The sequence below is a fragment of the Candidatus Nitrosopumilus salarius BD31 genome, assembly GCF_000242875.2.
In the GTDB taxonomy this organism is placed as follows: Archaea; Thermoproteota; Nitrososphaeria; order Nitrososphaerales; family Nitrosopumilaceae; genus Nitrosopumilus; species Nitrosopumilus salarius.
The window spans coordinates 1-14,589 of record NZ_AEXL02000011.1 but is presented as its reverse complement, the minus strand read 5'-3'; the positions used below and the strand labels follow the sequence as shown (position 1 = coordinate 14,589).

General features: G+C 34.0%; 21 protein-coding genes, 1 tRNA gene and 1 pseudogene. 7 read left to right on the top strand and 16 right to left on the bottom strand.

Annotation, left to right across the window (positions count from 1 at the left end):
- A pseudogene (locus BD31_RS00260) lies at positions 1-412 on the top strand (thioredoxin); the annotation flags it as partial.
- Here the strand turns inward: BD31_RS00260 and BD31_RS00255 are convergent.
- Together BD31_RS00255 and BD31_RS00250 are read right to left on the bottom strand one after the other, a co-directional pair.
- Complete coding sequence (locus BD31_RS00255; protein WP_008296721.1) at positions 409-729, bottom strand: hypothetical protein; 321 nt, start codon at positions 727-729, stop codon at positions 409-411. The pseudogene BD31_RS00260 and the gene BD31_RS00255 sit on opposite strands and share 4 nt — an antisense overlap.
- Before the next feature lie 323 nt (positions 730-1,052).
- Complete coding sequence (locus tag BD31_RS00250; RefSeq protein WP_008296702.1) at positions 1,053-1,382, bottom strand: hypothetical protein; 330 nt, start codon at positions 1,380-1,382, stop codon at positions 1,053-1,055.
- A gap of 131 nt (positions 1,383-1,513) precedes the next feature.
- Between BD31_RS00250 and BD31_RS00245 the strand changes: the two genes are divergently transcribed.
- On the top strand, positions 1,514-1,915 hold the full coding sequence (locus BD31_RS00245; RefSeq protein ID WP_008296691.1) for a hypothetical protein: 402 nt from the start codon (positions 1,514-1,516) through the stop codon (positions 1,913-1,915).
- Positions 1,916-1,944: 29 nt separating this feature from the next.
- Here BD31_RS00245 and BD31_RS00240 read toward each other — a convergent pair whose 3' ends face one another.
- From BD31_RS00240 to BD31_RS00210, 7 genes are all read right to left on the bottom strand, one after another.
- Positions 1,945-2,634 (bottom strand): hypothetical protein, encoded by a 690-nt coding sequence (locus BD31_RS00240; RefSeq protein ID WP_008296693.1) that lies wholly within the window; start codon positions 2,632-2,634, stop codon positions 1,945-1,947.
- The gene (locus BD31_RS00235; RefSeq protein WP_048097279.1) at positions 2,631-2,921 is read right to left on the bottom strand and encodes a hypothetical protein; all 291 of its coding nucleotides are present in this window, start codon (positions 2,919-2,921) and stop codon (positions 2,631-2,633) included. Before BD31_RS00235 ends, BD31_RS00240 begins: the two co-directional genes overlap by 4 nt.
- Before the next feature lie 93 nt (positions 2,922-3,014).
- Positions 3,015-3,656 carry a Snf7 family protein gene (locus BD31_RS00230; protein ID WP_008296704.1) on the bottom strand — a complete coding sequence of 214 codons (642 nt, stop codon included), beginning with the start codon at positions 3,654-3,656 and terminating at the stop codon, positions 3,015-3,017.
- Between the two features lie 222 nt (positions 3,657-3,878).
- Positions 3,879-4,112: an Lrp/AsnC ligand binding domain-containing protein gene (locus BD31_RS00225; protein ID WP_048097278.1), complete on the bottom strand. Its 234-nt coding sequence runs from the start codon at positions 4,110-4,112 to the stop codon at positions 3,879-3,881.
- 51 nt (positions 4,113-4,163) lie between these two features.
- On the bottom strand, positions 4,164-5,483 hold the full coding sequence (locus BD31_RS00220; RefSeq protein ID WP_008296713.1) for a DEAD/DEAH box helicase: 1,320 nt from the start codon (positions 5,481-5,483) through the stop codon (positions 4,164-4,166).
- A 102-nt stretch (positions 5,484-5,585) separates the two neighbouring features.
- On the bottom strand, positions 5,586-6,386 hold the full coding sequence (locus tag BD31_RS00215; RefSeq protein ID WP_008296674.1) for a DsbA family protein: 801 nt from the start codon (positions 6,384-6,386) through the stop codon (positions 5,586-5,588).
- A gap of 68 nt (positions 6,387-6,454) precedes the next feature.
- Positions 6,455-6,529: transfer RNA gene (locus tag BD31_RS00210), tRNA-Thr, on the bottom strand.
- Positions 6,530-6,652: 123 nt separating this feature from the next.
- On the opposite strand from BD31_RS00210, the gene BD31_RS00205 reads away from it, so the two are divergent.
- Both BD31_RS00205 and BD31_RS00200 read left to right on the top strand, forming a co-directional pair.
- A complete protein-coding gene (locus tag BD31_RS00205) occupies positions 6,653-6,880 on the top strand; it encodes a hypothetical protein (RefSeq protein ID WP_008296719.1) in 228 nt (75 codons plus the stop codon).
- A gap of 78 nt (positions 6,881-6,958) precedes the next feature.
- On the top strand, positions 6,959-7,510 hold the full coding sequence (locus tag BD31_RS00200; RefSeq protein WP_008296706.1) for a pyruvoyl-dependent arginine decarboxylase: 552 nt from the start codon (positions 6,959-6,961) through the stop codon (positions 7,508-7,510).
- Here the strand turns inward: BD31_RS00200 and BD31_RS00195 are convergent, their stop codons facing one another.
- Positions 7,511-8,659 carry an InlB B-repeat-containing protein gene (locus BD31_RS00195; RefSeq protein WP_008296699.1) on the bottom strand — a complete coding sequence of 383 codons (1,149 nt, stop codon included), beginning with the start codon at positions 8,657-8,659 and terminating at the stop codon, positions 7,511-7,513. It lies immediately after the preceding gene.
- A 114-nt stretch (positions 8,660-8,773) separates the two neighbouring features.
- Between BD31_RS00195 and BD31_RS00190 the strand changes: the two genes are divergently transcribed.
- The gene (locus BD31_RS00190) at positions 8,774-9,337 is read left to right on the top strand and encodes a hypothetical protein (RefSeq protein WP_048097276.1); all 564 of its coding nucleotides are present in this window, start codon (positions 8,774-8,776) and stop codon (positions 9,335-9,337) included.
- A gap of 120 nt (positions 9,338-9,457) precedes the next feature.
- On the opposite strand, the gene BD31_RS00185 is transcribed toward BD31_RS00190, so the two are convergent.
- The 4 genes from BD31_RS00185 to BD31_RS00175 form a co-directional block, all read right to left on the bottom strand.
- Positions 9,458-11,230, bottom strand: coding sequence for a M3 family oligoendopeptidase (locus BD31_RS00185; RefSeq protein WP_008296712.1), 1,773 nt, complete (start codon positions 11,228-11,230; stop codon positions 9,458-9,460).
- Between the two features lie 37 nt (positions 11,231-11,267).
- The gene (locus BD31_RS10175; protein WP_008296682.1) at positions 11,268-11,444 is read right to left on the bottom strand and encodes a hypothetical protein; all 177 of its coding nucleotides are present in this window, start codon (positions 11,442-11,444) and stop codon (positions 11,268-11,270) included.
- Between the two features lie 9 nt (positions 11,445-11,453).
- Entirely contained in the window at positions 11,454-11,639 is a 186-nt protein-coding gene (locus BD31_RS00180; protein ID WP_008296678.1) for a hypothetical protein, read from the bottom strand.
- 86 nt (positions 11,640-11,725) lie between these two features.
- Positions 11,726-11,965 carry a hypothetical protein gene (locus BD31_RS00175; protein ID WP_008296680.1) on the bottom strand — a complete coding sequence of 80 codons (240 nt, stop codon included), beginning with the start codon at positions 11,963-11,965 and terminating at the stop codon, positions 11,726-11,728.
- A gap of 387 nt (positions 11,966-12,352) precedes the next feature.
- Here BD31_RS00175 and BD31_RS10950 point away from each other — a divergent pair, with 387 nt between their 5' ends.
- Positions 12,353-12,487, top strand: a complete 135-nt coding sequence (locus BD31_RS10950) for a hypothetical protein (protein WP_008296708.1) — start codon at positions 12,353-12,355, stop codon at positions 12,485-12,487.
- A 60-nt stretch (positions 12,488-12,547) separates the two neighbouring features.
- On the opposite strand, the gene BD31_RS00170 is transcribed toward BD31_RS10950, so the two are convergent.
- Both BD31_RS00170 and BD31_RS00165 read right to left on the bottom strand, forming a co-directional pair.
- Complete coding sequence (locus tag BD31_RS00170) at positions 12,548-13,108, bottom strand: TATA-box-binding protein (RefSeq protein ID WP_008296697.1); 561 nt, start codon at positions 13,106-13,108, stop codon at positions 12,548-12,550.
- A 7-nt stretch (positions 13,109-13,115) separates the two neighbouring features.
- On the bottom strand, positions 13,116-14,051 hold the full coding sequence (locus BD31_RS00165; RefSeq protein ID WP_081583191.1) for a transcription initiation factor IIB: 936 nt from the start codon (positions 14,049-14,051) through the stop codon (positions 13,116-13,118).
- Positions 14,052-14,259: 208 nt separating this feature from the next.
- On the opposite strand from BD31_RS00165, the gene BD31_RS10165 reads away from it, so the two are divergent.
- Positions 14,260-14,589 (top strand): universal stress protein (locus tag BD31_RS10165; RefSeq protein ID WP_008296715.1); only part of this gene is annotated, 330 nt, incomplete at its 3' end.

Here is a 14,589-nt window from a genome sequence, read left to right as displayed (position 1 = left end):
TTCTGGAAATTCAGTTTCTGCATTTGCATTGTTGAGACTCTATCATCTTTCACAGAAACAAAATTTTCTTGATGTTGCTACAAAAATCATGGAATCTCAGGCACAAATGGCTGCAGAAAATCCGTTTGGCTTTGGATACTTGTTAAATACAATCTCACTCTTTATTCAAAAACCTGTTGAGATAACTATCATCAACACTGAAAATTCAGAAATTTGTAAATCTCTTCTTTTGAGATATTTACCTAATTCGATGATGGTTATGATTCAAGATAAAGAACAATTAGATGGTCTTGCTAAATTTCCATTTTTTGCAGGCAAACTTTTTGAAGAAAAAACGTCTGTTTTTATTTGCAAAGATTTTACTTGTTCCCTACCGTTACATACTCTTGATGAAATAAATTCTAGTCTCTAGACTTTTTTCAAATCTACATCAATCATACTTCCAACTTGTGGTCTACCCATATTGTCATACCTTGATTTTGGCATTGCTATTGTGATCTGTGTTTGTTGGTATGACTTGATATTGACAGTTGGTTGTGCTTGCAATATTGCTTCTAATAATGGCATGACTTGTTCTTTAGTTTCAGCATCAAGCTTTTTTGAGACATTGTCTATTATCATCTGTTTTTGTGAAATTGGTTCAGTTGAAACATTTTCAATTAATGTTAATTGAATTATCTGACCATTATCTACTATCTGGGTAATTCTAAATTCATTTGTATCTGTCATCTCTTTACTGTGTTTTTTTGATGATTTATCTTTAGCGAATTGAGAAATACAGCACCATTGCCGCTGTTGCCACCGCTGATGTTACTCCTAACACAAAGATTATTTTACTTCCGTCTAGTTTCATAATTTCAAATTTATGTGGTTGGAATTAAACTGTACGTGTTTTTTTGGAAATGATCTCACTGATAATTTCTACGTAAGTGTTTTAATAGAAAAAATCTTCATTTTGTTATCGCATGTTACATTTGTATTCATGCACCTGCGATAGTACGACCATGTCCAACAAGAGTCAGAAAGAGTGTCCAAATGGGCACTCTTTCAAATTAAATCTCGTTTTGTGTATGCTCATCTGATTCTTTTTCAATACTTCCTAATCTTGGACTGATAATGGATTTTTTGATTAACGGGGCGCGCTCTTTGATTATCTGGTTGAATTCCCGCATGTCTTCTAATCCTGGTGTCTGATGCTGATTTTGGTATGCCTGTAAAAATCCGGAATACACACATCCAGTTATGATTCCAAATGCTGTATCTGGAACTGATTCAACCTCTGGTACAAAATTCTCTGCAATTTGCTTGTATGATTCTGATTCACTAATGTAATAATCTACTAAACTATCTATAAAATCTCTATTTTCTTTTGAAATGGTCATGCTTTTTTCTTCATTTCCTAGTTTATTTAATTGTCTTTGGTTAATTCTTTATTTGGCCATCAATTATTTTCTATGTGTTGTGGAAGTTAGAATCTGACGAAGATTTTTTCCGTATATATGATTCCAAAAAATTGATTGCGGGTTATTTCGATCCTGATTATGGTGACATTTTCTCAAAAAAGAATTCTGAAGAAATAATTTCATCCATGATGAAGAACCATGATTTAATTTCAGGTGGGGTGATTATGGTGCCTCTTGTAAAGTTTGGATTATTTGACACTGATTTGGATACTACTCTCTCTAATGTTAAAGAAAATATCGTTCGTGTAAATGACCACTTGGAAAAATGGAATGATTTCTTATCTAAAGTCAAGCCTCAATTTCACTCTGTTAGAATATCTCATACTGATCAGGATATGCTGACAATAACATTCAATGTTAATTTCTCAAAACCTATTCCTCTGGAAAAGACATCCCTGGAAGAAGAACTTTCGCCAACTATGGACTTGTTACAAAAATCTGGACTTCTATGATTGAATGGCATTTATTTTGAATTATTTTATTAAGGCAGGTGTTCTATTTTCCAGTTTTCAGCCTCATTAAAACAATTAAACCAATCAATTTCTATTTGGTCTGAATCAAATTCTCCTAATCCATTTTTAAATTGTGAATCACACTCGTTTTTCATGTTCTCAGAGATTTGAATTACTTTTTGTGTCAAACCGCTTTGTGGGGCTGAAAATTTTTCTGGCTCATCATATGTTTTTATGCCACTTTTAGCTGATTGAAATTCTAACAATCCTAAATTTTCGTATTCGTAAGCTTCTTGGATTTGGGCATCTGACCTTATTCTTGCTGATTCATCGCCGGTCGTAATCCATTTGATATATTCTTCATCACTTTCTAACTGTGTCTGCGATGATAATTTGAACAGTTCCACTGAGCTCTTGAACAACTCTGGCGGTGTTAATTTATCGTATCTAGAAATAATTTCTTTGAACTCTTTGACATGCTTTTCATAGTATTTTTGAAGATCTTCTTTTGTAATGTCTCCTTCGTCCCATTTATTTTTCTCAGAATAAAATTTTGTTTGTAGCTGTGAAACATCTTCTTGAATCTGTGCTAACTCCACTCCAAATTGAAAGCCTTTCTGCTTGGTTTGGTCTACTGAATAATTGTATCCTATGATAGCTCCTATGATGATTGTAATTACTGCTAAAATGATAATGTTTTGAATTTTATTTTTTTTCAAAGATAATCTATGTAGTTTCCATCTTCGTCTAATTTTAGTTCAATCTTAAATTCAGTACCGCTGATAAATGATTCATTTCTGATTGTTCTTACTCTTCCAATTACTAGTTCATAAGGCCAAATTTCAACTACTATGGAGCCTACTTTTGCAATCGGTGTTTCTGTAATAGTCATATCCTCTCGCTTTACTCCATGTCTTTCTAACATGTGAATTGCATGGTCTAAAAGTGGTGCTGGATTATTGTAATTTAAAACCCAAACCGTTCCATCATAATCTATTTTTTGCAATTTGAAAAATCTTCCTTTTACTCATATAACAATTATTCTGTTACATTTGATTGATGTGCTTTCGAGTGAAAAATGAATAAAAAGAAAATGGAATTAGAATTCATTTATTCTTGATTCTAAACCACTATGAATTGATGATGGGGTTGATGGGAATTTAGTTCCTATTCTGTCCCCTGCAACAATGGCCGCTTCTTTTAGAATGCTATCTGTTTCTTCATTTGTTGAGCTGTCCAATTCAAAGCCTCCTCCAAATGATTCTGATGTCATTCCTCCCAAAAGTTCCGACATTATTTCAAATTCAGCGCCAGCTTGTGGGATGAATTTGCTTATTGCTGGTCCTATTGAACGCATTAAACCAATTACAGGTCCAATTGTGACCATTGCATCTCCAAGTTCGTTCATAGTTGATAATCTTAATTGAACCTGATCAAGAGTTAGTTTGAGATTGCCTAGTAGTTTCTCATTCTTTCTTAATTCTACAAGCTCATTTGCAAGAGTCCTGCCTGCAGTTTTATCATGCCTCTGTTGAGATTCGACTATTCTTTTGAATATTTTTGCATCTTTTTCTTGTAGTTTTTTGTGCATATAGTCAATTTTTGAAATTGTCTGACCCAGTTTTCCTATTGATTGTTGTATTCGAGGTTTTAGCGGTGGCTCTTTTATTATCATGCCATGAATTTTTTCGTTAAATCCTGGGTTTGAGGATTTAATCCAATTGTCTTGAAATGTTGGCATAATTCATTTGTAAAATTCTTCTCAAATTACCCACAGTATACTAAAGTACACCAACTGAATAATATTTTCAATTCTATGCTGATTTCCGATATGCTTGATTGAATTGTTGAGCCTATCGTCAAACAGTTAGTCTGGTTTTGATACTTTTTTTATATGTGCACTGGCAATTTTTAGGAACTGGTGTTTTTCAAGAAATCCAGTCAATTCACTGTATTTGCGGAATTACTCTGAGGCTATGACATTTAGTGTCATTGTACTGACTACTCTGGATAATTTTCTAATTGTCGCAATTGCTTTTTCAAATTCATCTTGGTCATTTGTTTGAATTTCTGCAATTACATCATATGCTCCAAAAGTAAGATATGCGTTAGTGATATTTTGCATTTGCTTTAACTCATCAACAATATATTCCTCAGCGCCTAGATCGCAATTTAATAAAATGAATCCTTTATGCATTTTTTTATCTTAATATAATTAACAGAGTTCGAGTCTTTAAGTTTTACAGTATTACCATCTACTACGTCCACCGTAGCTATTTCTGTTTTCACCATCGTTACTTCTTTTTCTAGTTCTGTCATCTCTTGGATTTCTTCCTCTACTAGAACCCCCACCTCCGTATCCTCCAGAACGTCCACCTCTAGAATAGTTCGATCTTGATTGACCTCCATATCTTCTTGATGGTGTTTGTCTTTTTAGAGGATCTGGAATAGAAATCTGAATTCCCATTTCCTGATTCAAGTCTCTGATTGGAACTTTGATTTGACGTTTAATTAAATTCCAATCTCCGACTGATGAATATGATACAAATGTAATTGCTTTGCCCTTTGCTCCTGCTCTTGCTGTTCTTCCGATTCTGTGAAAGTATGCCATTTCTTGATTTGGAACATCATAATTGACCACTAATTCTACTCTTGGCACATCAATCCCTCTTGATGCAATATCTGTTGCAACTAAAATGTCTGCTTTCCCGTTTCTGAATTTTGCCATGGATTGCTCTCTTCTGTGTTGTGACATGTCGCCTTCTATTGCTACTGCATCATATTTTTCTTGATGGAGAAATTTTGCAACATCTCTAGTTCTATACTTTGTTGAACAAAATACTATGCATTGGCCTTTTGTTGGTTTGATAAAATCTAAAAGATACTTGAATTTATCGCGGTCCTTGATTACTAAAAATGACTGGTCTATTCCTTCTCCGCTTAGATCATCTGCATCTAAAAGGAATTGTTTTGGGTTTTTGAGATAATCCTCGGACAATCTTAGAATTTCAGTTGGCATCGTTGCTGAAAACAATGACATCACTCTGTCTTCTGGGGCTAAATCTAGAATGAATTGTATATCATCAATGAATCCCATGTCTAACATTGTGTCTGCTTCATCCAGAACAATATGGCTGATGTCTCTTAGTTCTATTGATCCTCTTTTGAGATGGTCTATGAGTCTACCTGGCGTTGCAACTACAATTTCCACACCTCTGTGAAGCGCATCTAATTGTATTCCCATACCTTGACCTCCGTAAATTGTTGCTATTCTAATTCCTGTGTATTTTCCAAACTTCTTGATCTCATCAGTAATTTGCATTGCAAGTTCTCTTGTAGGTGCCATCACTAACCCCTGAATTCCTTTCTTTGGTTGAATTTCTTGCAACATTGATAATGCAAATGCTGCAGTCTTACCTGAACCTGTATGTGCTTGTCCTACGACATCTCTTCCTGAAAGTAATACTGGAATGACAGCCTCTTGAATAGGAAATGCTTCTTCAAAGCCTTCATCTTTAATTCCTTTTAGTATGTTGTCGTTTAATCCTAAATCTTGAAATTTTGTCATTTTGTTTTCTTACCTTAAGCAATGACGAAAAAGCGCATTGCCACTCGTCATTATTCCGATATCCAACATGTCGTTCAAGGTCTAATAAACGCTTGTTATTTTTTATGCTTCTAACTGTGTATCAATAATTTTTTTGAAACTCTCAAATGGTTGGGCTCCTTTTAATTCAACATATCCAATTTGATCATTTCCTACAAAAAATCCTGGGGTTCCTGAAACTCCGTAATCTCTTCCATCTTCAAGATCATTTCTAATCTCCTCAATGTATTTTCCACTGGTTAGGCATGCGTCAAATACCTCTTGATCTAGTTTTATTTCTGTAGCATATTGGCTGAACAAAGCAAGCGCATCTGCTGTCTCTTGATTATTCCACTCATCTTGATTTTCAAATAATGCATCATGCATTTCTTTGAATTTGCTTTGCTCATTTGCACATTCTGCTGCAACAGAAGCTGGTAATGCGTTAGGATGAATATTCTGAATTGGGAAATCTCTGAAAACTAGTTTCACTTTACCCTCTTGAATATATTCATTCATAATTAATGGAAGTGTCTGAGTATGAAATCTTGCACAGAATGGACATTGAAAATCTGAAAATTCAATTATTGTTATAGGTGCATCTGGGTTTCCAATGATTGGATCATTGTCAATTGAAATTTTTATTGGGGGATTTGCCTGTTTGGAAGGTAACTGGTTTTGTAACATTTTGAGTTCTAATTTTGCAATTGCATCATCAAGATCTTCTTCAGATATTTGATTAGAATTCAAACTTGTGTACGATCCTGCAAAAAATGCCGCAACTCCTACGATTGCTATTAGTGCAATAATTAATCCATTGAATGTAGATTTTTTCACAGATATGTTTTGGCTATCTTGACTTGATTCAAAATCCTCTGAACTCATCTGATTTTTTTGAAGATAGAGTATACTTATTCTTATTGTATGATGATTAATCCTCTAAGAAATTTAAAAGCCAATGACGGGATCCGAACCCACGACCTGCTGATTACAAATCAGCCGCTCTAACCAGGCTGAGCTACATTGGCACGAAATAAAATGAAATTTTTGAAGCTTTAAAGTGTTACCAGCTGTTAATTTCAAAACTAATTTAATTGAAAATTATTGCTATTATCGGCAGTTTATAATAATGCCTATTTTTGATACCAGTTATGAAATACATCGAGCCAATTCGAGTTAAGGTTCTAATGATTATGTTTTATGCTACTGGCGTTGTAGGTATGGTGATTGGGTTGACTATAGCTCCATCCAGTTCTACGGTAATTATTACATTCATGGGCGTCATTAATTTTGGATTAGGGGCCTTCTTCACATTTGTCTTTTTGACACAGGTAGGAAAAGAACCTGATAAAAGAAAGAAAAAACGAAAAGGCGATTAATTCTTTTTCTGATTTTGTATTTTTGAAATGATTTTCCAATTAAAGTATAAATAAGAACTTCCTGTCATCAATTCAGAAATGCTCGACTTAGTTGCCAAGAAATTATTTCTTACAAAAGGCAAAGGCGTTCATGAAGACAGATTGACAAGTTTTGAGTATGCATTAAGAGATGCAGGTATTGCAGGAACCAATCTTGTATTGATTTCAAGTATTTTCCCTCCTTACGCTAAACTTGTTTCTAGAAATGAAGGTCTAAAAGAAATTTCACCTGGACAGATTCTGTTTACAATTTATTCTAAAAATCAAACCAATGAGCCTCATAGAATGTGTGCTGCATCAGTTGGAATTGCACGACCGAAAGATGGAAGCAGGTATGGCTATTTGTCCGAATACGAGTCTTATGGTCAAAATGAAACTCAGGCAGGTGATTATGCTGAAGATATTGCAGCACAAATGCTAGCTTCTTCATTGGGCATTCCATTTGATGCTGACAAAGACTGGGATGAAAAAAGACAGCAGTGGTCAATTTCAGGTCAAATCTATAAAACTCAAAACATTACTCAATCAACTAAAGGTGACAAAGATGGAAAATGGACCACTGTCTTTGCAGCAGCTGTTCTTTTACTGTGATTATTTCTTATACCCTTTAAGATAAAATATCGCAGCTGCAATTGCAACTATTGTTATGATAATTACAACTATGATTGATTCATCAACTACTGGTTTTTCAGATTGAATATTTGTTCCACCTAGTGAAAATTTTAACTCGTTCTTACTCACTGTTGTTTCTTTGCCAAAAATGTATTTGCCTTGAATTCGCTGTCCTTCCTCAGGATCAAAAATCCATCCTTTTTTTGTGATGTCTGTTGGAATTTTATCTCCCTCTATGATTTGTGTTGGAATTATGTTTCCATTTACGTCTGAAACATTTGTGTCTTCAGGTGATAGCACTACCACTTGTATGATAGAATTTAATGGGTAAAACCCTGTTGAAAAATAGTCTGATCTTTTCAACTCGTTTGTTTTCAAAAATTCTAGCGGACTTATTTCATTAATTTTTGATGCTGTTTGTGGATAGTTTGCAGAAACTCTTAGTTGAAGTAATGAATTATTGTCACTAGGTATTATGGAGAATGTCATTTTTGCATTATCTTGTTTTGAGAGATTTTTTGCAACATCATAAAATCCACCTGAATCTCTAATTGCTTTTGGGATTAAAATCGCTGATATTTTCTCATACATTGAGGATGTTTTTTCCATAGGCATTGTGTATACTGCTGAGATGGTTCCCTTGCCTGAAATTACTCCTGATGTCTCTAATGCTACACTTGTTTCATCACTACTGTGGATAAATGTGGAATGTAGTTTGGCATCTGTGTCAAATACGTCGTTTATTTCGCTAATGAATTGCTCTGATACTTGCAAAGTTCTATTTTGAATCTGTAAGAAATTTTTATCTACTGGGTTTCTTTTCACGTTGATCAAAATACATGATTGATTATCAACTCCTAAAATACATTGATTTTGATTTGTTATGGTCACGGCTGATATGCTTCCGTTTTCTCTAATTCTTTGTTCTAGTTCAGCTGGGATTTTTATTTCTTGAATACTCGTACTTTGTAATGTTATTGATGCTGTGACATTCTGAGATATGCTTTTGTCTACAATTACTTGTGCCATCTCTTGAAATGTTGCAAGTCCCATCTCTTGGGAATATGCATAATTTGCAGAAACTCCGACTAGTACCATTGCTGTAATTGCAAATAGGATCTTCAGCATAGCTTGACACTTTGTGATGAAAATATTAAATTTACTCTTGATCTGTCTGATTAGTTTCCACAAATGTCTCTTATATCATAACTAATATCCCCACTCATGTTGATATTTAGATAGATGCCACTCATTCCAGTCACTGTCGATATTTTTCAGCATCCTGTAGTTCAACTAATTGCAGTTTTGAGTGCTTTTGGAATTGGTCTGTTTCAAGGAATAATTTTGGGAAGGGCGATCCTAGTAAGATTTCCACGTTTGCAAAATCGCCTCAAGACAGTATCTGTAACTTTGTTTATCTTGTTTTTGATAAATGCAATTCTAAGCGTTCCGCGATTTGCATCACCTGAAAAAATTGATCTTTCAAATTTATCTGCAAATAATCCTAGCGAAATAGTTTCTACGCTTTTTTTGATTTTTGGTATGAATACTGGATTTCTAACTGTATTGGCAATATCTGTAACTGTGATGAGTTTTGTTGTTTTGAAATTTACCAATCTAAATGGAATTTCAAAAGTATTTATTTTCTTTTTTAGTGCTCTTTTGCTTATTCTAACTGCTATCAGTAGATTTACTGACCTTACGCCTAGCACCTTTGAGGTTTTATTGTATTTTCTTTATCAGCTAGGAATTACTATCGGAATTTTAGCTGGTACCCTTAGAAAGATAAAACCAAAACTAACTTGAAATAATTTCAAACGTTTAAATCAGATTATGATTGAGTTGGAATTGACATCGAATTCAAACCGTTCGGGGAACAAGCTGGCAGTCCATGCGTTGGACTGCCAGCCCCATTTATTAAAAAATTTAATTTAATGCTGATAGTGCTTTAACCTGATCTCTGACATAATCAAAACCTTCTTGCCAGAATTTTGGAGATCTGATGTCAAATCCATGCTCTGCAAGGAGTTTCTCAGGTTTCTTGGAGCCGCCTGCTGCAAGAATATCTATGTATGATGGAACAAAATCTCTCCCTTCTTTTTTGTATCTTTGAAACAACGACAATGCAAGCAAGTTTCCAAAAGAGTATGCATAACAGTAAAACGGTGTGTGGTAAAAATGTGGAATGCAACTCCACTCTATTGCAAAGTCTTCAGAAAGGCTAACTGAATTCCCAAACTGTGTTTTGAGGTTTTTCAAATATGTCTTTGAAATTTCGTCAACTGTAGTTCCCTCTCCGATTTGCTTGTGAGCATCTACTTCAAAGATTGTGAAAAATGACTGTCTGAGAATTGTTGCGTACAGATCATCAATTTTTTCTGATAACATGATCTTCTTTTCATCATCGGAAATTTTCTCAGACAGATTGTCATATAGCAGTAATTCTGAAAAAGTAGATGCTGTTTCTGCCAAGGGAAGTGGAGCATCCTGAACAAGAATTGATCTGTCTTGTGCTGCTTGACTATGTACTGCATGGCCTAATTCATGAGCAAGGGTAAAAACATCTCTTGATTTGCCCGTAAAGTTTACGAGTACATAGGGTGTGATTTTTGGGGTCAATGTACTGCAAAATGCACCATCTCTCTTACCTTGTCTTATTTCAGAATCGATGTGGTTTTCATTGAACACTTTTTTTGCATATTCTTCTAACGTATCACTAAATTTTCCTAGAGATTCAAAAACTAGTTTTACAGATTTGTTGTATGAGTAACTTTTTTCTTTAATGTTTGCTGCTGCTGGTGCATACAAATCATATCTTCTCAATTTTTTCATATCTAGCATCTTTGCTTTTTGAACAAAGAATTTTTGAAAAACAGGTGCATTTTTTTTGCATACTAAAAGAAGTGACTCTATGGTTTTGTCATCAACATCATTTCCAATGTTTCTCATAGAAATTGGACTCTTGTATCCTCTGATCTCTATCCCTTCATCCCTCCAATTAAGAACAATGTTTTGATATATTTCTCCCACCACTCCTTTATTTTCTGAATACTTTGTAAGAATGGTTTTGTAAGCTGTCTCTCTAATCTTTGAATTTGTGCTCCTTACATAATTTGTAATCTCTTCTCTTGTCATCGATTTGGTTTTCTTTCCAATCTTCATTTTGTATTCAAATGCATTTGTAATTTTGTCATATAGTTTTACAAGTGCTGATATTCCTGTTACATCTAATGTGTTGATTATTCTTTCTTCTGGTTCACTAAGGGCATATTTTGCAAACAATCTTTTGTGTGATAGGTATTCTGAAATCTCACCTGTATTCTTCATGAGTCTTTTTGCATTTTTCTCATCAACTTGTATCTTCCACCACAAGTCGAAAAATAATATCTTGTTTGAAATTTCAGAGCCAAGCTTTGACATTCTGGTCATCAATGAGGTTGCTTCATCTGATTGTGTATCTGAAGAATACGATAGTGACGCATAGCCTCCAATTTTACTCATTTTCTCAGATATTTCCTCAACCTGATGTAAAATACTCAAAAATTTCTTTGATGACATTTTGGGATCTAGGGATGATTTTATTTTTTCAAATTTTTCTGCCTGTTTTTCTAACTCTTTAACCTGTTTTTGAAATTCAAGACTTTTTGGATTTTTTGCTAATTCTGATAAATCCCACCCCCCAAGTTGATATTCTGCCATACACTTTTCCTATTTTCTAACTATTAAAAAACGAAACTCAATTTTGAATACAATGTTTACACGGCGTAAAACCTTCTCTTTTTGCCTGATCTAGCATATCTGGAACAAAATAGTGTCTATCTCCTTTTTTTACTCCATAGATATTACACTCTTCTTTCATAACTGCAAGGTGATGCACAACCATCTCTGATCTGTTTCCAAGATATCCTGCCATGGTTGAAACCTACTTTTGCAAATCTCCAATACAGTAGATGCAACTAGTATACCCTTCTGAATTGGCCTGAGTAAATGTGTCTGGAATAAAATATCTTTTATGAACTATTTTAATTTCATCTATTTCGCAACTGTCTTTTTGATTATTTAGATCATGAACTTGTTTTTTGTTAGTGTCTCCATAGTAAATTGCCATATGTTATGATAATGTACAAGTAGTATAAGTCATTGATTATTTATCACTTTGACACTAATTTGACAAATATGATGTGAAAAAAGAAGTTATTCTTTATAGTGAACTAGAAGTGAATCTTGCATAACTGGCAAAACTGCCACTATGTTTTCCCCCTTTTCAGCTAAAAAGACATTTACCACATCTTGAAGGTAAACCCCTTGGGCAAGATGCTTGGATTCAAAATATTTTATTTTATGAATCATCATTTTTTTAGTTTGATTGTACGGTATTAATGATTCTGAAATTAATGGTGTTTCTTTCTTAAATCTATATAGTTTTTTAATCAATCCATATCGATGACTGAAAATTTATAGAATTCAATAAAAATTGATCTAATTATGATAAAGTATATAGAAAATTACGCACAAAATTTTAGAAATTAAGCCGGTATATATCACAGAGAATTACATACAAGACATGTTCAAAAAATTAATCGCAAAACTGAAATTCAGTTCTTGCAAAACCGCAGTCTTAGATGACGTAAATGCATTCAAAGAATCTGAAAAAAAGAAAGAAACGGATGTAAAAGAATAGATGAAATATCAATGCCGTAGTTGCACCTTTCATTGGGAAGGAAATTCTGACACTTTTGATAAAGTGCTCATACATGAGAAAACTCATTTGAAAAAAACAAAAGAGAATACACTTTGACGGATTATTTTGAATGAACTAAAATGTCTGTTCGCTGTAAAGTTTGTAATGCTTCAAAGATTGTAAACTCTGATCAAACAAATTCTGATGTAAATTGGGAATGTCAAACTTGTGGGAACACTGTTGATTCAAATGGCCACATTGTTTCATTAGGATGATTGTATCTTTTTTAATTTATTCTTTGTAAAATGTATTTTTTGTATGTTTCAATTTGATTTTTAATCATATACCATTAGATTTTTCTCTTCAAGCAAACTGTGAATTTGATTGACAGAACGATGAACATCTTTTTCTAGCTTAGCTCCTACACATACTAGTTTTCCAGATGAGAAAATCAGGATTACTGTTTTTGGATCAAGCATTCTGTGGATTAACCCTGGAAATTGTTCTGGTTCATACATGCTTCTAGGGAGTGTTCTTGCAGCTTGCTCCAAACTTACTTTGCCCCCAAGATTAATTGATGAAACTATATTTTGAATTGTAACGATTGGTTCACTTTTTATTTTGACTTTTCCTTTTCTTAATAATTCCACTACTTTTTTTACTGCCGTCTCTGCTAATTCCTGTGATTTTGCACCTGTACAGACCATCTTTCCTGAACCAAAAAGCAATGTAGCTGTTTTAGGACTTTTGAGTCTGAATACTGCTCCTGGAAACTGTTCTGGGTGATATTCAACTGCTGGGAATTTTTTTGTAATGTCTACAAGATCTAATCTTTGATTAATTGTTGCAGAAGCTACTACATTGACAATTGCGATTACTGGTCTTGTCTGTGTCATGATTTTATTACTGCTTCCCTGCCTGCATATCTATATTTTGGTCCAATCTTAAACCCTTGTATCTATTTCTTATTGTAACTTCGGTGACGTTTGCAGCTTCTGCTATGTCTCTTTGAGTTCTATCTTCTCCGTTTCTTACACATGCCAAGTACAAGGCTGCTGCTGCCAAACCCATTGGATCCTTACCTGCTGACTCTTCATGTTCTTGTGCATCTTTGAGAACTTTAACTGCATAGCGTTTTGTTCTTTCAGAAATCTGCACTTTACTTGCGATTCTTGAAACACATTGCACAGGATCTACTACTGGCATTTTTAGATCTAATTCTTTATGTAAAATTCTATAACATCTTGCAATATCTTTTCTCTTGATGTTGCCTGCATCTGAAACATCTTTTAGTGTTCTAGGTGTTTCAGTATCGCGACATGCAGCATAGAGAGCTGATGCAATTAAAGCTGAAATTGAACGTCCTTTCACCAATCCTTTCTCCAATGCTTTTCTATACACATAAGCTGCTTTTTCGATAACCGGATCTGATAGTGACAGTTTGTCCTTTAATGTTGCTAATTCGCTTAGTGCTTGTCTTAGATTTCTATCTGATGATGCGTTAACTTTACTTCGACTGTCCCAAGTTCTTAGTCTCTCAATAGTACTTTTCATTGAAGTTGAAAGTGGTTTTCCTGATGCATCCTTGTTTGCTGGGTTAATGATGGTAGCAAGACCTCTGTCATGCATTGTAAGTGATGTTGGGGCTCCTGTTCTTGTAGGGTCTGTTCCTCCTTCCTTTGAAAATGATCTCCATTCTGGTCCAGAGTCTTGTAATGTTTCAGAAATAACAAATCCGCATTTTCCGCAAAATCTTTCACCTGTTACGTTATCAGTTAACATGCTGTTTTTTCCACAGCGTCCACAGATGCCGTCTGCGTTGATAGTCTCTAACACCAAAAATATAACCAATGTTGATTACTTTGTTTCCTATAAATAGTGGACTATTTGCCATTTTTCATAAAAATTAATGCATTTTCGTGCCTAAATCTCAATTTTTCCCCATTTGCCCAAATTCTTTGATCGTATTTTTACTAATTTAGAATACAATGATCTCAAAATTGAGAACTTTAGAGCAGTTTAACTATAAAGAATGCATTTGAATGGCATGAGAGATGATGCATTATGTCATTGCGGTTCATGTGGTCATGAAAAAACTGATGAATGTTATACAAAGCAATGTTCATGCTGTTTAAGTGATCATCAAGGTGCATTTGGAAAAAACAATAAGATTAGACTAAAAATGACTACAAAAAAGAATAATTTTAAACTCCCAAAGAAAAGAATTCCAAAAATTCTAGTTCCTCTTGATGACTCTAAATGTTCTATTCATGCGCTTAATAGCGCAATAAATTTAGCAAAATTCACTGACTCAAAAATTGTTGGGATTTTTGTAATTCCTAGCGATGTTTCTCCCTTACCCCTTGATGATCTATTT